Annotated in this window: 18 protein-coding genes; 8 read left to right on the forward strand and 10 right to left on the reverse strand. The window is 72.0% G+C overall.

The features are described from left to right. Positions 1 to 7: 7 nt before the first annotated feature. Complete coding sequence (locus tag ACFWVV_RS29005) at positions 8 to 715, reverse strand: endonuclease V (protein WP_384357097.1); 708 nt, start codon at positions 713 to 715, stop codon at positions 8 to 10. Positions 716 to 807: 92 nt separating this feature from the next. Between ACFWVV_RS29005 and ACFWVV_RS29010 the strand changes: the two genes are divergently transcribed. Then, positions 808 to 1,107: a YciI family protein gene (locus ACFWVV_RS29010; RefSeq protein ID WP_384357099.1), complete on the forward strand. Its 300-nt coding sequence runs from the start codon at positions 808 to 810 to the stop codon at positions 1,105 to 1,107. A 354-nt stretch (positions 1,108 to 1,461) separates the two neighbouring features. Here the strand turns inward: ACFWVV_RS29010 and ACFWVV_RS29015 are convergent, their stop codons facing one another. Then, positions 1,462 to 2,580 carry a WD40/YVTN/BNR-like repeat-containing protein gene (locus tag ACFWVV_RS29015; protein ID WP_384357101.1) on the reverse strand — a complete coding sequence of 373 codons (1,119 nt, stop codon included), beginning with the start codon at positions 2,578 to 2,580 and terminating at the stop codon, positions 1,462 to 1,464. Between the two features lie 329 nt (positions 2,581 to 2,909). Here ACFWVV_RS29015 and ACFWVV_RS29020 point away from each other — a divergent pair, with 329 nt between their 5' ends. The 4 genes from ACFWVV_RS29020 (at position 2,910) to ACFWVV_RS29035 (ending at position 7,930) form a co-directional block, all read left to right on the forward strand. After that, positions 2,910 to 3,320 carry an SsgA family sporulation/cell division regulator gene (locus tag ACFWVV_RS29020; protein WP_384357103.1) on the forward strand — a complete coding sequence of 137 codons (411 nt, stop codon included), beginning with the start codon at positions 2,910 to 2,912 and terminating at the stop codon, positions 3,318 to 3,320. Positions 3,321 to 3,696: 376 nt separating this feature from the next. Next, positions 3,697 to 5,343, forward strand: a complete 1,647-nt coding sequence (locus ACFWVV_RS29025; protein ID WP_384357105.1) for an ABC-F family ATP-binding cassette domain-containing protein — start codon at positions 3,697 to 3,699, stop codon at positions 5,341 to 5,343. A gap of 262 nt (positions 5,344 to 5,605) precedes the next feature. Then, complete coding sequence (locus tag ACFWVV_RS29030) at positions 5,606 to 6,580, forward strand: acyl-ACP desaturase (protein ID WP_384357107.1); 975 nt, start codon at positions 5,606 to 5,608, stop codon at positions 6,578 to 6,580. A gap of 447 nt (positions 6,581 to 7,027) precedes the next feature. Next, positions 7,028 to 7,930 carry a chitosanase gene (locus ACFWVV_RS29035; protein WP_384357133.1) on the forward strand — a complete coding sequence of 301 codons (903 nt, stop codon included), beginning with the start codon at positions 7,028 to 7,030 and terminating at the stop codon, positions 7,928 to 7,930. Between the two features lie 114 nt (positions 7,931 to 8,044). Here the strand turns inward: ACFWVV_RS29035 and ACFWVV_RS29040 are convergent, their stop codons facing one another. The 3 genes from ACFWVV_RS29040 to ligD all read right to left on the reverse strand — a co-directional run bounded on the left by ACFWVV_RS29040 (position 8,045) and on the right by ligD (position 10,817). Next, entirely contained in the window at positions 8,045 to 8,311 is a 267-nt protein-coding gene (locus ACFWVV_RS29040) for a WhiB family transcriptional regulator (protein ID WP_384357109.1), read from the reverse strand. Between the two features lie 212 nt (positions 8,312 to 8,523). Continuing rightward, complete coding sequence (locus ACFWVV_RS29045; protein WP_384357111.1) at positions 8,524 to 9,774, reverse strand: ABC transporter permease; 1,251 nt, start codon at positions 9,772 to 9,774, stop codon at positions 8,524 to 8,526. Next, the gene (gene ligD, locus ACFWVV_RS29050; RefSeq protein ID WP_384357113.1) at positions 9,771 to 10,817 is read right to left on the reverse strand and encodes a non-homologous end-joining DNA ligase; all 1,047 of its coding nucleotides are present in this window, start codon (positions 10,815 to 10,817) and stop codon (positions 9,771 to 9,773) included. Before ligD ends, ACFWVV_RS29045 begins: the two co-directional genes overlap by 4 nt. A 105-nt stretch (positions 10,818 to 10,922) precedes the next feature. On the opposite strand from ligD, the gene ACFWVV_RS29055 reads away from it, so the two are divergent. Next, positions 10,923 to 11,990: an ATP-dependent DNA ligase gene (locus ACFWVV_RS29055; protein ID WP_384357115.1), complete on the forward strand. Its 1,068-nt coding sequence runs from the start codon at positions 10,923 to 10,925 to the stop codon at positions 11,988 to 11,990. 89 nt (positions 11,991 to 12,079) lie between these two features. Here the strand turns inward: ACFWVV_RS29055 and ACFWVV_RS29060 are convergent, their stop codons facing one another. From ACFWVV_RS29060 to ACFWVV_RS29075, 4 genes are all read right to left on the reverse strand, one after another. Continuing rightward, a complete protein-coding gene (locus ACFWVV_RS29060) occupies positions 12,080 to 13,495 on the reverse strand; it encodes an NAD(P)/FAD-dependent oxidoreductase (protein ID WP_384357117.1) in 1,416 nt (471 codons plus the stop codon). A 187-nt stretch (positions 13,496 to 13,682) separates the two neighbouring features. Beyond that, positions 13,683 to 14,342, reverse strand: coding sequence for a TOPRIM nucleotidyl transferase/hydrolase domain-containing protein (locus ACFWVV_RS29065; protein ID WP_384357135.1), 660 nt, complete (start codon positions 14,340 to 14,342; stop codon positions 13,683 to 13,685). Positions 14,343 to 14,446: 104 nt separating this feature from the next. Beyond that, the gene (locus ACFWVV_RS29070; protein ID WP_384357119.1) at positions 14,447 to 15,115 is read right to left on the reverse strand and encodes a response regulator; all 669 of its coding nucleotides are present in this window, start codon (positions 15,113 to 15,115) and stop codon (positions 14,447 to 14,449) included. Beyond that, entirely contained in the window at positions 15,112 to 16,386 is a 1,275-nt protein-coding gene (locus ACFWVV_RS29075; protein WP_384357121.1) for a sensor histidine kinase, read from the reverse strand. Before ACFWVV_RS29075 ends, ACFWVV_RS29070 begins: the two co-directional genes overlap by 4 nt. 133 nt (positions 16,387 to 16,519) lie before the next feature. Between ACFWVV_RS29075 and ACFWVV_RS29080 the strand changes: the two genes are divergently transcribed. Then, the gene (locus ACFWVV_RS29080) at positions 16,520 to 17,470 is read left to right on the forward strand and encodes an ABC transporter ATP-binding protein (protein ID WP_384357123.1); all 951 of its coding nucleotides are present in this window, start codon (positions 16,520 to 16,522) and stop codon (positions 17,468 to 17,470) included. Beyond that, on the forward strand, positions 17,467 to 18,315 hold the full coding sequence (locus ACFWVV_RS29085) for an ABC transporter permease (protein WP_384357125.1): 849 nt from the start codon (positions 17,467 to 17,469) through the stop codon (positions 18,313 to 18,315). Before ACFWVV_RS29080 ends, ACFWVV_RS29085 begins: the two co-directional genes overlap by 4 nt. A 13-nt stretch (positions 18,316 to 18,328) precedes the next feature. Here the strand turns inward: ACFWVV_RS29085 and ACFWVV_RS29090 are convergent, their stop codons facing one another. Continuing rightward, positions 18,329 to 20,446: an MDR family MFS transporter gene (locus ACFWVV_RS29090; RefSeq protein ID WP_384357127.1), complete on the reverse strand. Its 2,118-nt coding sequence runs from the start codon at positions 20,444 to 20,446 to the stop codon at positions 18,329 to 18,331. Positions 20,447 to 20,484 lie beyond the last annotated feature (38 nt).

Genomic DNA, 20,484 nt, shown 5'->3' on the forward strand with positions numbered 1-20,484 from the left:
CACCTCCTCAGGGCCTCTCGCCGAGGGCTTCGGCCAGCGCCCGTCTGCACAGCGAGTCGGCACGGCGGGTGGTCTCAGGCTGGCGGTATCCGGCGGCCAGTTGGAGCGTGTGCGCACAGGCGTTGTCGAGCGAGACCCGGTGGCCGACGGAGACGAAGACCGGCTTCACCCCGTCCTGGGTGCGCAGGGCGCGGCCGACCTCGGAGCCGTCGCGCGCGTCGAGGAGCGGGGAGAAGTCGCCGCGGCGGGGCCCCGGTTGCCCGTAGGTGAAGGTGAACGGGTTCTTGGCGACGCCGATGACGGGCCGGCCCGTGAGCACGCCCAGGTGGCTGGCCAGGCCGAAGCGGCGCGGGTGCGCCTGCCCGTACCCGTCGCAGACGATCAGGCCGGGATCGGCCGCGAGGCGGCCGAGGGCGGCGAGGACCGTGGGGATCTCACGGAACGCCAGCAGCCCGGGCACGTAGGGGAACGCGACCCGGCCGGTCGCCGTGGCCTCCTCGACCACGGTGTGCGTCGCCGCGTCCAGCACGACCGCGGCCGCCACGACGAGGTCGCGCTCGTCGTCGTAGGCCACGTCGACGCCCGTGACGTGACCGGTGCCCGGCGGCGGGCCCGGCTCGTCCAGGACGACCCGGGCGCGCAGTTCGTCCTGGATCGCGCGGGCGGCGGCTTCGTCGGCCGGGGTGGCCGGCGTGGGGCGGGGCGTCTTGTTCATCGTGCTCGCCACTGTAGGAGGTGGGTCCGACAACGGGGGGTGCCGGGGCGGGCGGGGACAGGTGTGCGCATGCGGTCGGTACGCTGGCGGCCATGTTCGTACTTGAGTTGACCTACACCGCGCCGGTCGAGCGGGTGGACGCGCTGATGAGTGAGCACGTGGCGTGGCTGGACGCCCAGTACACGGCGGGCTACTTCCTCGCCTCGGGACGGAAGCAGCCCCGGGACGGCGGGGTCATCCTCGCGGTCGCGGACTCGCGGCAGGCGATCGAGGCGGTGGCGGCGGAGGACCCCTTCGTGACGGGTGGGGTGTGCGCGTACCGGGTCACGGAGTTCGTGGCGACGAAGACGGCGGTGGGGCTGGAGGGGTACCGGGAGGTGCCGGTGGCGTAGGGGCCGTGGGGCGCACGGCGGAGCCCTCCGACCCTGGCGCGGAGGCTGCGAGGTGTCGTGCCTGCCGGGCGTGGTGGGGGTGCCGTGCCTGCCGGGCCTTGCTGGGGTGCCGCGCGCCCGGGGGGCGTACCGGGTGGCCCGGCGCGCAGGGCCTTGTGAGGGTGCACTCCTTGCGGGGACACATGCGGCGTGCCGTGCCGCGGCTGGGATTCAGCCCCTCCCCGCCCCTTCCCTGGACCGCTGGCCGCGGGGCTGGTTTTCGCCGCGGCAGCGTCGTGGTTGCTCGCGCAGTTCCCCGCGCCCCTGGGGTTGCTCGGTGCCGGGGGGTGCGGGGAACTGCGCGGGGGGGGCTGGTCAGAATTGCAGGCGGGCTACTCGGCCCTTTTCGCCCGACGCCCAGCAGGCGAGGTCGCGTGTGCAGGTCACCGTGTCGTACGAGCCGCCGTCGATCTTCCGCCACGAGCGGCCGCCGTTGACCGTGAGGTCGGTGCCGGTCGGACCGACCGCCAGGGCGGCCGAGCGGCTGTGCGGCAGCCAGGTCACTCCTGAGCGGTACTCCGCCGTCGGGGCGTCCGCGGCGCGCCAGCTGCGGCCGCCGTCCGTGGTGCGGGCCGCCGCGTCCGGGGACGGCTGACCGGCCCGGTAGTCACCGCCGACCGCGATTCCGTGGTGCCGGTCGCGGAAGGCCAGGGCAAAGACACCGCGGGCCGGGTCGCCCGCCGGGATGGTCGTGTCGGTGACCTTCCAGGTGAGGCCCCGGTCCGCGGAGTGCATGACCCGGGCGCGCGCGCCGCCGCCCGTGGCCAGCCAGACGTCCCGCGAACCGTTGCTGACCAGGCACTGACCGCTCGCCGCGAAACCGGCCTCGCCCGCGAGGGCGTCCGGCATGCCGGTGTTCGGAAGCACCTTCCACGACTTTCCGCCGTCGCCGGTGGACAGGATGCGGTACTTGCCGTCGACCGGGTCGCTCAGCGCGAGGCCGTGGCGGCTGTCGAAGAAGGTGAGGCAGTCGTAGAACGCCTTGGGGTCGGTATTGCGGAAGGTTTCGGTCCAGGTGCGGCCGCCGTCCTGCGTGCGGTACGTCCGCGACGCCTCGCCCTCACCGATGGCCAGCACCACGGCCCGGCGCCCGTCGAAGGCCTCGACGTCCCGGAACTCCAGCCCCGCGGCCCCCGGCGGCGACACGTTCTGCCAGCTGCGGCCCCCGTCGGCGGTGCGCAGCACGGTGCCCTTGGAGCCGGCCACCCACGCGGTGTTCCGGTTCACCGCCGCGAGCCCCCTCAACCGTACGTCGCTCACCCCGGTGTCCTTCAGCCGCCACCCGGCGGGCGGCTGCGCGCGCTCGGCGGCCGGCGTCGCGGTGCGGGCCCCGGTGTCCGCCGCCTGTGCCGGAACGGCGATCAGGGCGGCCGTCACGGCCACCGCGCCCAGTCCCACCGACACCGTTCTTCTCGTGTTCCCCATACCCCTCATGGCGCTGGAAGCTAGCGGACCGTACTGCTGTCGTCCAGAGTGCGGCCGGGGGTGCCCGTCGACGCGCGGAGAAGTGGCGGTCAGGGCTTCACACGGTCCGCACCATGACACACGAGTGGTGCAGTGTGGCTGCGGTGCCAGCGGGAACGAGCCGTACTGCGACCCCGCAGGTGCCTGCGGTACGACGTGGGCTGCTGCGGGAGGAGGACCGGGTGGGCCCGGGGACCCCGGGTGATGCAGCTCACGCCGTTGCCGTGTGCACGGATCTACGCGTTCCGTCGTCCTACAGGGCGGCAGGACGCATCCACCGAGCATGAGAGGTGCTGGCCTTGTCCACCGTCATCGAGCAGGCCGTGCAGGCCCGACTGATCTCCTCCGCGCCTCAGCTGGAGAACGTCCCCGCGACGCTCCACTACGACCGCACGGACCCCTTCGCCGTACGCATGGCCTTTCCGCCCCCGGCCACTCTGGAGGGCATCGAGGTGGTGTGGACGTTCGCCAGGGAGCTGCTGGCGGCCGGCCTGGAGGAGTCGGCCGGTGTCGGTGACGTGCTGGTACGGCCCTACGGGTACGGACGGACCGTGCTGGAGTTCCATGCGACGGAGGGGGTGGCGATGGTGCACATCCGCACCGGCGAGCTGCGCCGTTTCCTGCAGGAGACGGAGGAGCTGGTGCCGGCCGGCACCGAGCACCGGTTCCTGGACGTCGACCAGGATCTGGTGGAGCTGCTCAGCAGCTGAGGCGGCCGTGGGGGGCGCCGTCACCGGCTCCTCAATAAATCGTTTGCGAACGCCGATCCGGCAGTCGTAGGTTTTCTCTCGCCCTGTTGTCGTCGAATGGAGAAGGACGTTGCTCGTCTGAGGTCCGGGACACCGTGCCGCGAGGCAGCCACCCATGAGTGGGCTGCGATTTCCGTGTGCCGTGTGCGACCTCGGCGTTCGAGCCGCCTTCTTCCTCCTGGGGCCTTTCTCCCTCCACGGCTGTCCCGCGTTCCTTCGCGGTGACCGGCCGTCGCGGAGAGCGCCCCGGCCGAAGTCCGCCCCCGGCGCGAGGTTCTCACGCATTGCCGGTGTCTCCACCAGTTGCCCGTCCCACCACCGCAACCTGGAGGCCCTTGTGTCAACCCACCCCCATGCTCAGCCCCATCTCGCCTCGCTCACCGGCACCTCCCTGGCCTTCGCCTGGCCCGACGGCACGCCGGTCTTCGACGACTTCCAGATCGCGGTGGGCCCCGGCCGCACCGGCCTCATCGGGGTCAATGGTTCCGGGAAGTCGACCCTGCTGAAGCTCTTCGCAGGTGAGCTGACCCCAACCGGCGGCAAGGTGAAGGCGGCGGGCACCGTCGGCTACCTGCCGCAGAATCTCGTGCTCGACACCGGTCTGCGGGTCGACGAGGCACTGGAGATCGCCGGTACCCGTGCCGCGCTGCACGCCATCGAGGCCGGGGACGCGAGCGAGGAGAACTTCACCGCCGTCGGCGACGACTGGGACGTCGAGGAGCGCGCACGCGCCACCCTCGACGGCCTCGGGCTCGGCCACATCGGCCTGGACCGCACGATCGGCGAGGTCTCCGGCGGCGAGTCCGTACTGCTGCGGCTGGCGGCCCTGCTGCTGCGCCGCCCGGATGTGCTGCTCCTCGACGAGCCGACCAACAACCTGGACCTGCACGCACGCCGGCGGCTGTACGACGCCGTGTCCGCCTGGTCGGGGGTGCTCGTGGTGGTCAGCCACGACCGGGAACTCCTGGAGCGCGTCGACCAGATCGCCGACCTGCGCGACGGCGAGGTCCGCTGGTACGGCGGCACCTTCTCCGAGTACGAGGAGGCGCTCGCCGTCGAGCAGGAGGCGGCGGAGCGCATGGTGCGCGTCGCCGAGGCCGACGTGCAGCGGCAGAAGCGCGAACTGACCGAGGCACAGGTCAAGTTGGCCAAGCGCAAGAAGTACGGACAGAAGATGTACGAGCAGAAGCGCGAGCCGAAGATCGTCATGGGTCTGCGCAAGCGGTCGGCCCAGGAGTCGGCCGGCAAGCACAGGATCATGCACGCCGAGAAACTGAAGGAGGCACGCGAACGACTGGGCGAGGCCGAGGAGCTGGTGCGGGAGGACGCCGAGATCCGCATCGAACTGCCGTACACCACCGTCCATCCGGGACGCGGCGTACTGCTCGTGCGGGATCTGCGGATGCCGTACGGGGCCGCCCTGGACGGCGAGTTCGAGCTGCGCGGCCCCGAGCGGGTGGCGCTGACCGGGCGCAACGGGGCCGGCAAGACCACGCTGCTGCGGACGATCGCCGGACAGCTGGAGCCGGTCTCGGGGCTCGTGGAGCGGCACGTCCCGCTGCGTTTCCTGCCACAGCGGCTCGATGTGCTGGACGACTCGCTGAGCGTCGCGCAGAACGTGGCCCTGCTCGCCCCTTCGGCGACGAACAACCTGATCAGAGCACGCCTGGCGCGCTTCCTCTTCAAGGGCGCCAAGGCCGACCAGGCGGTGGGGACACTCTCGGGCGGCGAGCGCTTCCGGGCGACCCTCGCCGCGCTGCTGCTCGCCGATCCGGCGCCGCAGCTGCTGATGCTGGACGAGCCGACGAACAACCTCGACATGGCGAGCGTCCGGCAGCTGACCGAGGCGCTGCAGGCGTACGAGGGCGCGCTGGTCGTGGCCAGCCACGACCAGCCCTTCCTGGAGTCGATCGGGATCACCCGGTGGCTGCACCTGGGAGCGGAGGAGGTGGCTGCGACGGACGGGGACGCGGGGCGCGGCTAGGAACTGCGGGGCGCGGTGCCCGTGCACCGCGCCCGGCGGGCTCGCCGCGCACGCATGGGGTGGGGCCGTCCGGGAACCCGGAACGTACGGCGTCGGCGTGACTTGTCTCTCTGTACGGCCGCGTGACCTGCATTCATAACGACAGGTAGCGACACATAACGGACAGGGACTTGGCTCAGCACTCACGCCGCGCTTAACCTACGGTCTCGTAACCTACGAATCCGTAGGTAACCACCTTCGTCCCCGTTCCCCAGGAGTACCCGTGACGCTCACCTCTCCCCATCTCGGCAGCTCGGAGGCGTGGACCGACGCCAATCTGCTGTTCGCACTGGAAGAGGTGGTGGAAAAGGAACTCAACCGCCACCTGAAGGTCACCAAGGACTGGATGCCGCACGAGTACGTGCCGTGGTCGGACGGACGCAACTTCCCCGGCTTCTTCGAGGACGGCGAGGCGTGGGACCCGGCCCAGTCCAAGGTCACGGACATCGGGCGGATCGCGCTGGTGGTGAACCTGCTCACCGAGGACAACCTCCCCAGCTACCACCACGAGATCGCCTCGCTCTTCGGCCGGGACGGCGCGTGGGGCACCTGGGTGCACCGCTGGACCGCCGAGGAGGGCCGGCACGGCATCGTGATGCGCGACTACCTGCTCGCCTCGCGCGCGGTGGACCCGGACAAGCTGGAGCAGTTCCGGATGGTCCACATGAGCGAGGGCTTCGAGTCGGACAACCGGCACTCGATGCTGCACTCGGTGGCGTACGTGGCCTTCCAGGAGCTGGCCACCCGGATCTCGCACCGGAACACCGGGCACCAGTCCGGCGACCCGGTGTGCGACCGGATGCTGGCGCGTATCGCCACGGACGAGAACCTGCACATGGTCTTCTACCGCAACCTGCTCGGGGCGGCCTTCGAGCTGGCTCCCGACCTGACGATGCAGGCCGTGCGGGACGTGGTCGTGAACTTCCGGATGCCGGGACACGGCATGCCGGGCTTCGAGCGGGCCGCCGCACAGATGGCGATCGGCGGGGTCTACAACATCCGCATCCACCACGACGACGTGATCCAGCCGGTGCTGCGCTTCCTGAAGGTGCTGGACATCGACGGCCTGGGCCCGGAGGGGCTGAAGGCCCAGGAGGAGCTGGGGCTCTACATGAGCGGGCTCGACTCCGAGGCGTCGAAGTTCGACGAGAAGCTGGCAGCCCGCCTGGCCCGCAAGGCCGCCCGGGCACAGGGCTGACCGCCCGGGGGACGGCCGCGGCGGGCACGGGGTGCCGCGTCGCCGCCGTCCCTCGCGGGCTCGGGACTCCCCCGCCGTGCGCGGCCGAGTCGCGGAGCCCGCGGCCGGGCACGTAACGATCCGGGTCCCGAGCGCGGCCGCGATCCGGCCGGTGACCTGTTCCGCCAAAGCGGCGACGACAGCCGTTCCGTACCTCCGGGTGCCGGCCCCGACGGCGCGTGAACGACCGGCCACCGCTCCCTTCCGGACCCAATTCGGCTGCTCGCCAACCGCGTTGACATCACCGCTCCGGTGACGCCGACGCGCCGGGGAGCGCTCCCGTCCCGCGCTGTGCGGTGAGGGGTTTGGGGGGTTGTGTCCCGTCGGCGGGACGGGGTGCCGTGGATTTGGCGGGAGCTCCTCGCAGTACCGCCTCCGGGGCCACGTAATCTGTCCGGCGTGAAACCTCTGACCCGTCTAGTCCTCATCGGCGCCCCGGTGGCCATCGTGGCCACCGCAATCTTCGGCGGCACTCCCGGCGGGGACGACCCGATCTACACAGAGCCCGAGTACGGCAGCGAGGCGGCCGACCCGTCGGCCGGGAAGCCGAAGACCGACCAGGAGCTCATAGCCAAGCTGCCGCCCGGCCTCGCGGACCCGGCCGCCAAGGAGCGGGCCGCGCAGATCATCTCCACGGCGGAGAACTCCTCGCTCAACTGGCGCGGGCAGTACGCCTCGATCCGCGACGTCGGCGACGGCAACGGCTACACGGCCGGCGTCATCGGCTTCACCTCGGGCACCCACGACATGCTCCAGCTGATCCAGGACTACACCAAGACCCACCCGGACAACTCGCTGGCGCGTTTCCTGCCCGCGCTCGTCAAGGTGGACGGCACCGCCTCCCACGAGGGTCTCGACCCGGGCTTCACCCAGGCCTGGAAGCACGCGGCCAAGGAGCCGGACTTCCGCAAGGCGCAGGACGACGCCCGCGACAAGTACTACTTCAAGCCCGCGGTGGACCTCGCCAAGATGGACGGCCTGGGCACGCTCGGCCAGTTCATCTACTACGACGCGATGGTGCTGCACGGCCCCGGCCTCGACAAGCGCGGCTTCTACGGCATCCGCGACACGGCCCGCAAGAAGGTCAAGGCGCCCGCCGAGGTCGAGGGCAAGGCCAAGGCGAAGGCCGAGAAGGACTATCTGAACGCCTTCCTCGACGAGACCAGGGAGGTGCTCCGGACGAAGAAGACGCTCAACGACACGTCCCGGATCGACACCACCCAGCGGGTGTTCCTGCAGAAGAACAACATGAACCTGAAGCCGCCGCTGGAATGGAAGATGTACGGGGAAGACTTCCGCATCACCCATTGACATCCCTCGACGGGGCCGCCCCCACCCGCCATGGGGGGCGTCCCCGCCGAGGGGGCCGTCCCCCACTCACCGAGGCTCTCGCCCTCCATCCACTCCGCGGCGCAACGGCCCGGGTCAACTCCCCTGGGCACGCCTCAGCTCATGGCGTTCCTTCTCGGAGAGCCCGCCCCAGACACCGAAGCGCTCGTCGTGGGCGAGCGCGTATTCGAGGCAGCTGCGCTTCATGTCACAGGCGCCGCACAGCTGTTTGGCCTCACGGGTGGAGCTGCCGGGTTCGGGAAAGAAGAACTCCGGTCCGGTCTGGGCGCACAGCGCGTCGTCCTGCCAGGACAGTGCACTGTTGGTGGGGCTGGGGATTCGGGACGTGGTGTCGGTCGGCATGAGGGACACGCTGCCCGTTCGCGATCAACAAACGGTCAACGGGTGGCGCACAGCGTCGTTGACCGGGGCCGCCCCGGAGGCCCGGCACGCCCCGGGAAGCGGGTGCCGGGACATTGCAGCACCCGCGCCCGGGATTCCCAAGGCATTGCGCCGCGCCCTCGTGTCGCCCCGGCCCCTGGACATGGCGCGTCGGGGGCGGCGCGGTGCCGGGGTCAGGCGGCCGCGGGGGCTCCCCCGTGGGCGTGGGCCGGGGTGGTGTCGCGTCCGCCCGGGTGGCGGTGGCGCCACACCCAGAACACCGCGCAGGACACCAGCGCCCACGCCACGAGCACCAGGAACGGCTTCAGGTGCTGGTGGCCCTGGAAGTAGACGGCGGTGTGCTGGGCATTGACGGAGGCGCCGGGCGGCAGCCACTGGCCGATGTGGCCGAGCAACGAGGGCAGCAGCGGCCAGGACACGGCACCGCCGGAGGACGGGTTGCCCAGCAGCACCATCAGCCCCCAGGTGGGGATCATCGCCCAGCGTCCCATCAGGGTGTTGAACATGGTGAAGACCATGCCCGAGGTGAACATGGTCAGCGCCAGGATCAGCCACGACTCGACGAACGGCAGGTCCAGCGCACCCAGCAGCCAGTCCACCACCGCGGCGATGGCGAAGGCCCCGAGCAGTGCGTAGGCGGCGGTGAACCCGATGCGTTCGGCCGGGTTCAGGCCCCTGGCGTGGACGCTGAGCTGGATGGCTCCGACGAAGCCGATGATGACCGCGGCGAGAGAGATGTAGAAGAGGGCGAGTCCGCGCGGGTCGCCCTTCTGGAGCGGTTTGACGTCGTGGACGGTGACCTCCACCCCCGCCGCCCTGCCGACCTTCACCCCGGTCTCCGCGAGGAGCTGGGCGACCGAGGCCCCGGACGCGCCGGCCACGTCCAGGGTGAGCGCTCCGGGCCCCTGGGCCCGGAGCACCGCGAACGCCTGCTGCTCGTCCATCGCCTCACGGGCCCGCGCGTACGTCGGGTAGTCGCTGACCTCCAGCGAACCGGGCAGCGCCTGGTCCGTCCCGGCCACCATCGCCCTGATCTGCGGCGCCCGCGGGTCACCGGCCACGGCGACGGGGATCCGGTGCGGGGTGGGGTTGGCCATCGTGTACGTGTAGGAACCGGCGAACAGTCCGGCCGCGACCGCCAGGATGAAGACCAGCACCGTCGCGGGCAGGAACGGCGACTTCTTGAACGCCGCCCACCGCTCGGCCCCGTTCGGCACCCTGCCGTGCGCACCGTGCCCGGTGCCGGGCGCGCGCCCCGGCGGAGCCGTCTGCGCAGTACCGTCCGCCGTCGCGGCCCCGTCCGGCCCTGCGGCCTCTTCCGACCCTGCGGGCCTCTGCGGCGGCCCGGCCTCGGGTGCCTGCCCCTCACCGGGCGTCCGCCCCGCCCCGGGTGCCTCTCCCGTGCCGGGTATCTCGCTGCTCATCCGGCTCCCTCGCCCTCGTCGTCGTTCTTCTCGTGCTTCGCGCGGCTCGGTGCGACCCGTTTCGGTTCGCCCGGCATCTTGGGGTAGTCCGGCGGGTACGGCATGTCGCCGAGCCCCCGCTCGTGCTCGTCCTGGTCCGCCAGCGCCAGGAGCGGGTCCAGGGCGAAGGCGTGCTGCTCCAGGTCCGCGTGTACGTCGCCCAGTTCGGCGAACCGGGCGGGCATGGTCGCCACGTCGAAGTCCTCGGGGCGCACCCCGTCCAGCTCCTCCCAGCGCAGGGGGGCGGAGACCGGTGCGTGCGGCTTCGGGCGGATGGAGTAGGCGGAGGCCATGGTGCGGTCACGGGCGGTCTGGTTGTAGTCGACGAAGATCCGCTCGCCGCGCTCCTCCTTCCACCACGCGGTGGTCACCCTGTCGGGAAGCCGCCGTTCCAGCTCGCGCCCGACCGCGATCGCGGCGCGCCGTACGGCGGTGAAGTCCCAGCGGGCCTCGATCGGCACGAACACGTGCAGTCCGCGTCCCCCGGAGGTCTTGGGCCACCCGCGCAGCCCGTGTTCGCCGAGCAGCGCACGCAGCTCGTGGGCGACCCGTACCGCGTCGGTGAAGTCGGTGCCGGGCTGCGGATCCAGGTCGATGCGCAGCTCGTCGGGGTGGTCCGGGCGCTCCTTGCGCACCGCCCAGGGGTGGAAGGTCAGGGTCCCCAGGTTGGCCGCCCACAGCACGGCGGCGATCTCCGTCGGGCAGATCTCGTCGGCGGTGCGCCCGCTGGGGAAGGCGATCGTGGCCGTCGGCAGCCACGCAGGGACGTTCTTCGGAGCCCGCTTCTGGTAGAAGGACTCGCCCTCGACCCCGTCGGGGAACCTCTCCAGGGTGGTCGGCCGCTCGCGCAGCGCGCGCAGGATGCCGGGGCCGACGGCCAGGTAGTAGCGCGCCACGTCACCCTTCGTGAAGCCGCGCTCCGGAAAGTAGATCTTGTCCGGGCTCGACAGCCGCACGGCCCGCCCTCCCGCGTCCAGCTCGATCGCCTCGCCCGTCTTGCCCATGTGCGCCACGGTAGGCCGAGCCTACATATGCCGCATATCGGAGGATCGGGCAGGGTCGGACCTATGGCACCAAACTCCCCGAAGCCCTCGGACCCTCCGCACCGTATGAACCTGCCCGTGATGCCGCCGGTGAAGCCGATGCTGGCCAAGGCGGTGAAGAAGATCCCGCCGGGCATGCACTACGAGGCCAAGTGGGACGGGTTCCGGGCGATCGTGCACCGGGACGGCGGCGAGATCGTCATCGGCTCGCGCACCGGCAAACCGCTGACCCGCTACTTTCCGGAGCTGGCCGCCGGGCTGCTCGCCGAGCTGCCGCCCCGCTGCGTGGTCGACGGCGAAATCGTCATCGCTCAGGACGGCCGGCTGGACTTCGAGCGGCTCTCCGACCGCATCCATCCGGCGGACTCCCGCATCGCCCTGCTCGCCGAGCGGACCCCCGCGAGTTTCGTCGCCTTCGACCTGCTCGCCCTGGAGGACCTGTCGCTCCTCGACGTGCCCCTGGAGCAGCGCCGCACAGCACTCATCGAGGTGCTGGACGGAGCGGGCCCTCCCGTGCACCTGGCACCGGCGACCACCGACCCCGAGGTCGCGCAGCTGTGGTTCGACCGGTTCGAAGGCGCGGGGCTCGACGGCGTCATGGCCAAGCCGCTGACCCTCCCGTACCGGCCGGACGCCCGTCTCATGTACAAGATCAAGCACGAGCGGACGGCGGACTGCGTCGTCGCGGGCTACCGGCTGCACAAGTCGGGCCCGGTGGTCGGCTCGCTGCTGCTCGGCCTGTACGACGACCGGGGTGCGCTCCAGCACGTCGGCGCGTGCTCCGCCTTCACCATGCAGCGCCGCAGGGAACTCGTCGACGAGCTCTCGCCCCTGCGGCTGAGCTCCCCCGCCGACCACCCGTGGGCCGCCTGGGAGGACCAGGCGGCCCACGAGTCGGCCCGCCTCCCCGGCACCCAGAACAGGTGGAACTCGGGCAAGGACCAGTCCTGGGTGGCCCTGGCCCCCGAGCGGGTCTGCGAGGTGGCCTACGACCACATGCAGGGCACCCGGTTCCGGCACACCACGCAGTTCCGCAGATGGCGGCCGGACCGGGAGCCCGCTTCCTGCCGCTACGACCAGTTGGACGAACCGGTCGGCTACGACCTGTCCGAGGTCCTGGGCGGCGCCCTGTAGCGTCCCGGGCTGCCGGACCCCCGCGGCGGGGAGGTGCGGGTCGCCGGACCCGCGGCGGGGAGGTGTCGCCGGACCCCCGCCCCGGCCTCTCACCTGGAGGTGATCTTCTCCCATTCCTCGCGGGTGGGTCCGACCTGTCCCGGCACCCACTGTGCGTGCGCCTCCAGCCACGCCTCCAGGTGCCGCTGGACCTCCGGATCGCCGTACGCCTGTGCCGGTGGCACCAGCAGGTGGCGCACCTTCGCCCTGGCACGGCCCACCACCGGGTCCTTGAGCCCGCACACCATCATCGCGGCCCGCTGCCTGGCGGCCCCGGTGGGCGGCTCGGTCGAGCGCTGCGCGTACCGTTCCCCGATCGCCTGGTCGGTCTGCACCTGGATGTCGAACCACGGCCTCAGCACCCGCAGCGCCCACGCGTGGTAGTCGGCCGCGAACCCCGCACCGGACGCGTCCGCCCCGTCCGCCACCTGCCGCGCCACCCACTGCGCGGACCAGAGGGACAGCGCGATGCCCTGGGCCATCGTGGGGTTGGTGTGGGTGAAGCTGTCGCCCACGGGGATCAGTCCGCGGACCACCGGGCCCCGGTCGTCGGCCAGTGCCCGCCACCGGTTGTCGAGCCCGGCCATCGGCAGCACCCCGGAGAGCGGCTCGACGTCGAGCGAGAGCCAGTCGGCCCCGGAGGGGAAGCCGCGGGCCGCGGTCTCGAAGACGTCGGGGTCCCGCAGCGCGGCCCGGGTCGGGTCGTCGGTGTGCAGGAAGAGCGCGATCCCGAAGACCCGGTTGTCCGAGGGGAAGACGGCGCACCCGCCGAAGGCCCCGCCGGCCAGTGCCAGAGCTCCCTGCACGGGCTCCCGCTGCCCCTCCCGGCGCCGGTACCAGCGGCAGAAGTAGGCGACTCCGGTACGGTGCCGCTCCTCGACGGGCGGCCGGCAGCCCGCCTCGACGAGCCAGTCCCCCGTGGGCACGCGCCGCCCGCCGGCGTCGACGACCACGTCCGCCCGGTGGGTCGCCTCGCCCGTGCGCAGCCCGGTGACGCACGGGACGCCTCCCTCTCCCCCGCTCTCGACCACCAGTCCGGTGACGCGCGCCCCGTAGCGCAGGGCGGCGTTCGGTTCGGCGCGCAGCGCGTCGGTGAGCACGGACTCCAGGAGGATCCGGCGGGTCTGGAGCATGACGAGGTGTTCGTCGCCGGGCCTGGCGGGTGGGCGGCGGTCGCCGTACCAGTCCAGCTCGTGGTACTCGGCCGCGCCGCGCCGCAGCAACTCCTCGTACACGTCGGGCAGTTCTTCCATGAGGACGGCCCGGGCGGCGCCGATGAGGGTGTGCGGCTGGGTGGCCTGCGGGACGGTGGCGGGGCGCGGCCAGTCGAAGAAGTCGGCGTCGAGGTCCTGGCCGGGTGCGCGGAAGTCCCGCTCGAAGAGGGTGACGGGGTGGCCGCGCCGGGCGAGGAGGAGGGCGGTGGCGAGCCCCGCGATCCCCCCGCCGATCACTGCGAACTGGGTCATGTGGCGTGCTCCTCGGGGCAGTTGCTTACCGGTCCGTGGGTGTTCCCCCGGGAGCACCCTGCCCCGGACGGCGGCGGCGTGCACCTGCGGTATGCAGGCGTGCCGCGCGGTGCGGCCCGGCGGAACGCGCCCCACGCGGGCCTCGGCCCGTGCCGGATCCCTGCCCGGATCCCTGCCCGGGTGGCGCTCAGAGGTGGGCGAGCAGGTCGTCGAGCGGGCGCGGCACCCGGTCGAGGTCGAGTGCCCGCACCATGGCCCGTGCATACGCCTCCTTGCGTCCGGAGGTGGTGCCCATGAAGCGGCGGAGCCGTTGCCGCTCGGTGCGGTCGCGCTGGGCGGGCTGGTTGCGGAAGGTGCGCAGGGACCTCAGGTCGCCCTGTGTGCCGACGACCCGCTCGACCCCCGCGGGGCCGAGCGCGCGGATCAGTTCGTCCTCCAGGTCGGCGTCACAGACGTGGAAGCCCAGGCCGGCCAGTTCCTCGCGGCTGTCCGGGCTGCCGATTCCCGCACGATCCAGGGCGCGGCGGAAGAAGCCCACCTCGGCCGCGTCGCACAGCCCGGCGAGCCGCAGGCCGAGCCCGTACGGGCCGAGCAGTTCCAGGAATCTGCCGATGCTGGTCGCGCCGCCGAGCGGGACGACACAGACGCCCGCAGCGTCGAGGTCGCGGCCCCGGCGCACGGCCAGGGCCTCCAGGGCCGCCCGGTCGCTGACCCCTTCGACGAGCACGACGGTGACCGGGCCCGAGCGGACGGCCGCCTCCCGCACGGTAAGGGCGGCCTCGGGCGCGCCGATGCCGCCGGCCGCCCAGGTGACGATCGCTGTCCGCAAGCGGCTTGTCTCGTGCAACTGCCTCGTCTCGTCCACCGGGCCAGTGTCGCAGCGGCGTCAAAGGGATTGCGGGGACGTGGGGGGGCGCGACGGCGGTGGGGGCGCCACCTCCACCGGCGTGGTCATCTCGCGGGCGGTGCCACCAGCCCCGTGTCGTACGCGATGATCACGAGCTGCACCCGGTCGCGGGCGTCCAGTTTGGTGAAGAGCCGTGCCACGTGGGCCTTCACGGTGGCGACGCTGATGAACAGGGTCGTGGCGATCTCGGTGTTGGAGAGCCCGCGTCCGATGTGCGTCAGCACTTCCCGTTCCCGGTCGGTGATGACGCCGAGGGCGAGAGGCGGGCCCGCGGCAGGCCCGGGGTCGGGCCGTGCCGCGAACTCGGCGATCAGCCTGCGGGTGACGCCGGGGGCGATCAGTGCGTCGCCCGCGGCGACGACGCGGATCGCGGCGAGGATCTCCTCCAGTGCCATGTCCTTGACGACGAAGCCGCTCGCCCCGGCGCGCAGCGAGCCGTGGACGTACGCGTCGTCGTCGAAGGTGGTGAGCATCAGGACCCGTACCTGCGGGTGGCCCGCGGTGATCTGGCGGGTGGCTTCGATGCCGTCGGTGCCGGGCATGCGGATGTCCATCACGACGACGTCCGGGCGGGTCCTGTCCACCAGGGCGACGGCTTCGGCACCGTTCCCGGCCTCGCCGACGACCACGAGGTCGGGGGTGTCGGTCATCAGGACACGCAGCCCCGCCCGTACCAGCGGCTGGTCGTCGACGAGCAGAACCCGTACGGTCATCGGCCGGCCGCCGTCGCCCGCGCGGCGGACCCGGACGGCAGGGGAAGCCTGGCGGCCACCCGGAAGCCGCCGCCGGGCCGTGCCCCCGCGCTGAACTCGCCGTGCAGCAGGGCGACCCGCTCACGCATTCCGGCCAGTCCGTAGCCGGTGCCCGGCGTCCTGCCGCCGCCCGGCCCGTCGTCGACGACCTCCACGGCGATCTCCTCGTCCCGCTGGGTGACAGTCACCCGGCAGCTTCGGGTGCGCGCGTGCCGGACGACGTTGGTGACCGCTTCCTGGACGATGCGGTACGCGGAGAGGTCGAGCTCGGCGGGGAGCGGCAACCGCTCCCCCACCCACTCCACGTCGACCCGTACCCCTGCGGCGGACGTCGTCGCGGCCAGCCGGTCGAGGTCGCCGAGGCCGGGCGCGGGGTCGAGCGGCGGGGCCGAGGCCCCGGGCTCCTGCGGGAGTCCGACGGGTCCGGCCTGCCGCAGGGCACCGAGCATCCGGCGCAGCCCGGACAGGGTGTCGCGGCTGGTGGTCTCGATGGCGGTCAGCGCGTTGCGGGCCTCCTGTGGCTGGGTGTCGATGACCCTGCTGCCGACACCCGCCTGGATGGCGATGATGCCGATGCTGTGCGCGACCATGTCGTGCAACTCCCTTGCGATGCGCAGCCGTTCGGCGGTGACGGCCTGTGCTGCCGCCTGCGCGCCGAGCGCCGCCGCGTGCCGTCTGCGTTCGCGCACCGAGTAGCCAGCACCGCCCGCGACGAGGAGGACGAGAGCGAACAGCACCAGGATGATGGTGTAGTGGTTCGTTCCCGAGGTGTAGTAGGGGGCGGTGCCCGCCTGGACCGCGAAGACCGCGACGGCTGCCCCGGCCGCGGCCCGCAGCGGCCGGGTGGCGGCGATGATGCCCACGGCGACCGCCCCGGAGACCAGGAGGGAGTACGCGCCCCACTCCGATTCCAGCACGATCGGCGTCATGGGGTGTCCGCGCGGGAACTCCACCCAGCGGCCGGGCACCGTCGTTCCTGCCGCGAACGTGCCCGCCAGGACGGCGAGCAGGGCGGGCAGCGGGCGCCGGAGCAGCAGTCCGACGGGCAGCACCGCGAGGAGCGCGGGCAGCAGGAACTGGAGCCCGGTGGGGTAGTTCTGGCTGTCGTACACCGTGAAGCAGAGCGCCACGGGGAAGGCGGCCGCCCCGCTCCAGGCGAGGGCCGTGCGCAGGGCCGGCGCGGGGAGCGGCAGGCGTGACGGCGGGCGGAGTGCGGCGTGTTCCTCGGGCATGTGGCCGATCGTACGGCGGGCCCGGTGGCGGGTCATTGGCCCTGGGGCGTACGTCCCCGGGCCGGCCGGGGGCGTCCGGAGGTGGCCGCCGGGCCGATGCCGGGCCGGGGTGGGTCCCGGCACCGTGGGGCGGGTGATCGAAGTCAACGAACTGACGAAGAGTTTCGGGGGGACCACCGCCGTGCGCGGTCTGTCCTTCACCGTGCGGCCCGGGCACGTCACCGGGTTCCTCGGCCCCAACGGGGCGGGTAAATCCACCACGCTGCGGATGATCCTCGGCCTGAACGAGCCAACCTCCGGCACGGCCCTCATCGACGGCCGCCCCTTCCGGGACCGGCCTCGCGGGCTGCGGGACGCCGGGGCGCTGCTCGATGCGCAGGACGTGCACAAGGGGTACACCGCCCGGGCCCATCTGTCCGTGCTGGCCCGCGGCAACGGCATTCCCCGGCGCCGGGTGAGCGAAGTGCTGGAGGAGGTCGGCCTCGCGCAGGCGGCGAAGCGCCGGATCGGCGGGTTCTCGCTCGGCATGAAGCAGCGGCTGGGGATAGCCGGGGCGCTGCTCGGCGACCCCGCCGTACTGCTCTTCGACGAACCGGCCAACGGGCTCGATCCGGAAGGGGTGCTGTGGATCCGTACGCTGTTCCGGCGCCTCGCCGGGGAGGGGCGGACCGTGTTCGTGTCGAGCCACTTGATGTCGGAGATGGAGAACACCGCCGAGCAGTTGATCGTCATCGGGCGGGGCGAGTTGATCGCGGCGGAGGGTGTGGCGGAGTTCGCGGCGCGCGGCACCCGCAGATGCGTGTCGGTGCGCACCCCCGACGCGGCTTCGCTCGTCCCGGTGCTGGTCTCGGAGGGCGCTCGCGTGGAGGCGGACGCCGGTGGGCTGCTGACTGTGACCGGCCTCCCCGCCTCCCGGATCGGCGAACTCGCGGCCCGGCAGCGGATCGCCCTCTCCGAACTGGCCACCCGCACCTCCTCGTTGGAGGACGCCTTCATGGAACTGACCGCCGCAAGCGTCGAGTACCCCACCTCGACGACCCCGTCCCGGCCCTCGCCCCTTCCCGGATCCGGAGCATCCCGATGACCGCCGTTTCGACCGTCCCCGCCGCCGTCGCCTCGCCCGGCGACCGGTTCACCGATCTGCTTGCCGCCGAGTGGACCAAGCTGTGGTCACTGCGCTCGAACCGCTGGGCCTTTCCGCTGACCGCACTGGTCGTCGTCGCCCTCGGCGCCAATGGGGCCCTCGCCGACCACCGGAACTGGCCGCACTACGACGTGAGCATCCGCGAGCACGCATTCGTCCCCACCTGGGCAATCCGGGACGCCTTTCCGCTGCCCTCCGCCATGGTCCTGATGCTGGCGATCGGCACCCTGGGCGCACTGACCGTGACCAACGAGTACACGAGCGGCCTGATCCGCACGACGCTCGCCGCCGTCCCGGCCCGCCGCTCGCTCCTCGCCGCCAAGGCACTCGTCCTCACCGGGGTGACGGCCGCCTTCGGGGTACTGGTGGTCGCCGTGTCCTTCGCGGTGACGCAGACGATCCTCGCCGGGCGCGACGCGAACGTGGGGCTGGGCGATCCGGAGGTGCTGCGTTCGCTGGCCGCTTCCGCGGTGCTGGCGCCGGTCAGCGCGCTGGTCGGCCTGGCCATCGGGGTACTGGTGCGGCACGGCGCCGGCACGGTGGCGGCCTGTGCGCTGGTTTTGATCCTGCTGCCTTCGTTCCTCAACGAGAACGACGCGTGGACCGCCGCGGTCAAGTACGCCATGCCGCTGAACTCCTGGGAGAACCTGGCCGCGATCACGCCCGCCTGGATGCCGGACCTTCCCCACACCGCCTCGCATCCCCACTCCTGGATCGTCATGGCGGCGTGGCCGGTGCTCGCCCTGGCGCTCGCACTCGGCCTCGTACACCGCCGGGATCTCTGAGCCCGGGTTCGAGCTAGCGGGCCAGGGTGGCGCCCGTCCTGGCCGGTGCCGCGAGCGGCAGGTTCTCCGCCAGGTCCTCGGCCAGCAGCCGCTTGGCGATCCGGTCCGCCGCCGCCTTCAGCTCCGCACTGCGCGGCCTGCCCACGTCCTTCTCCAGCTGCGCGCCCAGCCAGTCGGCCCAGGCGTCCGCGATCACCTGTGCCTCGCGCTCGCCCGCCGGAGTGTGGGAGAGGAAGTTGCCGTCGCGGGTCAGATAGCCCTCGTCGACCATCCGGTCGAAGACCGGGAACAGGACCTCCGGCGGCACGTTGCGCCGGCCGGCGATCAGCCCGAGGGACGCATGGCCGACCAGCCGGGTGAAGAGCTGCACCTGCATGACCGCCCAGGCGCCCGCGATGTCCAGCCGGGTGTCGGAGGTCGCCACCACCTGACGGACCGTCGTCGCGCGCTGGGACCGCAGGATCTTGGCGACCGCGAGTTCCAGGGCGTTCGAGGAGCCGACCGTGCCGCCCGGCCTGGGCTGGCCGAAGCCCTCGCCCAGGTCCGCGGAGCCGACCCGGGCGCTGTCCCTCAGTTCCACCTGCTTGAGGAAGAGCGACACCAGGAAGCCCAGTACCGCCACCGGCACCGTCCACAGGAATACGTTGCTCAGGGTGTCGGCGTACGCCTGGGCGATCGGCGCCACCTGGGCCGGCGGGAGCTGGTGCAGGCTCTGCGGATTCTGCGCTGCCTTCGCGAGGGTGGCCGGGTCGGTGCCCGGTGGGGCCAGCCGCAGCGCCGCGCCCACCCCCGTCTCCAGGTTCGGCTTCAGCGAGTTCGCGTAGATGGTGCCGAAGACGGCGGCGCCGAAGGAGCTGCCGAGCGTACGGAAGAAGGTGACGCCGGACGTCGCCGTGCCCAGGTCCGTGTAGTCCACCGTGTTCTGCACGGCGATCGTCAGCACCTGCATGCACAGTCCGATGCCGAGCCCCAGTACGAACATGTACAGGGACTCCATCCAGGTGCTGGTGTCCGGGCCCATCAGGGACAGGAGGTAGAGGCCGACTCCCATCACCGCCGAGCCGACAATCGGGAAGATCCGGTACGTGCCCGTCTTGCTGACCACGTTTCCGCTGAAGACCGACGCGATGAGCAGCCCGATCACCATCGGCAGCGTCCGCACGCCGGAGACGGTGGCCGAGTCCCCGTCGACGTACTGCAAGTAGGTGGGCAGGAAGGTCATCGCGCCGAGCATGGCGAAGCCGACGATGAAGCTGAGGATGGAGCAGACCGTGAAGACCGGGTTGGCGAAGAGCTTCATGGGCAGCATGGGTTCGGCGGCCCGCGTCTCCACGAGGCAGAACAGTGCCAGGGCGAGGACGCCGCCGGCGAAGAGGCCGATGATGACGGCCGACCCCCACGCGTACTCGTTGCCGCCCCAGCTGGTCGCCAGGACGAGGGCGCTGGAGCCGGCAGCCACCAGGGCGATGCCGAGGTAGTCGATGCGGGGCTTGTTCGCCGACTTGACGGACGGGATCGTCCGGGCCGCCGCGATGACCACCAGGATCGCGATCGGCACATTGACGTAGAACGCCCAGCGCCAGCTCATGTGGTCCGTGAACAGGCCGCCGAGGAGCGGGCCCACCACCGTTGAGATGCCGAACACGGCGCCGATCGCACCTTGGTACTTCCCGCGTTCCCGCAGCGGGATCACATCGGCGATCAGCGCCATCGCGGTGACCATCAGACCGCCTGCGCCGATGCCCTGCACGCCCCGCCACACGATCAGCAGGGTCATGTTCGTCGCGAGGCCGCACAGGAAGGAACCCGTGATGAAGATGACCGCCGAGATCTGGAAGACGACCTTCCGCCCGAACAGGTCGCCGAACTTGCCGACCAGCACCGTCGCGACGGTCTCCGCCAGCAGGTAGGCCGTGACCACCCACGACATGTGGGCGGCGCCGCCCAGGTCCGAGACGATGGTCGGCAGGGCCGTGCCGACGATCGTCTGGTCCAGCGCCGCGAGCAGCACGCCGAGCATGATCGTCCCGAAGACGATGTTGCGTCTGCGTCCTTCGAGGACGGGCGGCACGGGCTCGGCGGCCCGCAGGGAGGCCGCGGTCTCGCTGGCGTTCTCGCTGGCTGTGGTCACCTTTGCACCTTCACACCGGTGGGCCGTTCCCGCATGCG

Origin of the sequence: Streptomyces sp. NPDC058663 (genome assembly GCF_042716745.1) — a bacterium.
Classification (GTDB): Bacteria; Actinomycetota; Actinomycetes; order Streptomycetales; family Streptomycetaceae; genus Streptomyces.

Coding starts and splice junctions, on each gene's coding strand:
- ACFWVV_RS29060 (WP_384357117.1), bottom strand. CDS start 13,495: ATGACCCAGTTCGCAGTGATCGGCGGGGGGATCGCGGGGCTCGCCACC.
- ACFWVV_RS29070 (WP_384357119.1), bottom strand. CDS start 15,115: ATGACCGTACGGGTTCTGCTCGTCGACGACCAGCCGCTGGTACGGGCG.
- ACFWVV_RS29040 (WP_384357109.1), bottom strand. CDS start 8,311: ATGCCGACCGACACCACGTCCCGAATCCCCAGCCCCACCAACAGTGCA.
- ligD (WP_384357113.1), bottom strand. CDS start 10,817: ATGGGCAAGACGGGCGAGGCGATCGAGCTGGACGCGGGAGGGCGGGCC.
- ACFWVV_RS29005 (WP_384357097.1), bottom strand. CDS start 715: ATGAACAAGACGCCCCGCCCCACGCCGGCCACCCCGGCCGACGAAGCC.
- ACFWVV_RS29045 (WP_384357111.1), bottom strand. CDS start 9,774: ATGAGCAGCGAGATACCCGGCACGGGAGAGGCACCCGGGGCGGGGCGG.
- ACFWVV_RS29085 (WP_384357125.1), top strand. CDS start 17,467: ATGACCGCCGTTTCGACCGTCCCCGCCGCCGTCGCCTCGCCCGGCGAC.
- ACFWVV_RS29015 (WP_384357101.1), bottom strand. CDS start 2,580: ATGAGGGGTATGGGGAACACGAGAAGAACGGTGTCGGTGGGACTGGGC.
- ACFWVV_RS29075 (WP_384357121.1), bottom strand. CDS start 16,386: ATGCCCGAGGAACACGCCGCACTCCGCCCGCCGTCACGCCTGCCGCTC.
- ACFWVV_RS29010 (WP_384357099.1), top strand. CDS start 808: ATGTTCGTACTTGAGTTGACCTACACCGCGCCGGTCGAGCGGGTGGAC.
- ACFWVV_RS29055 (WP_384357115.1), top strand. CDS start 10,923: ATGAACCTGCCCGTGATGCCGCCGGTGAAGCCGATGCTGGCCAAGGCG.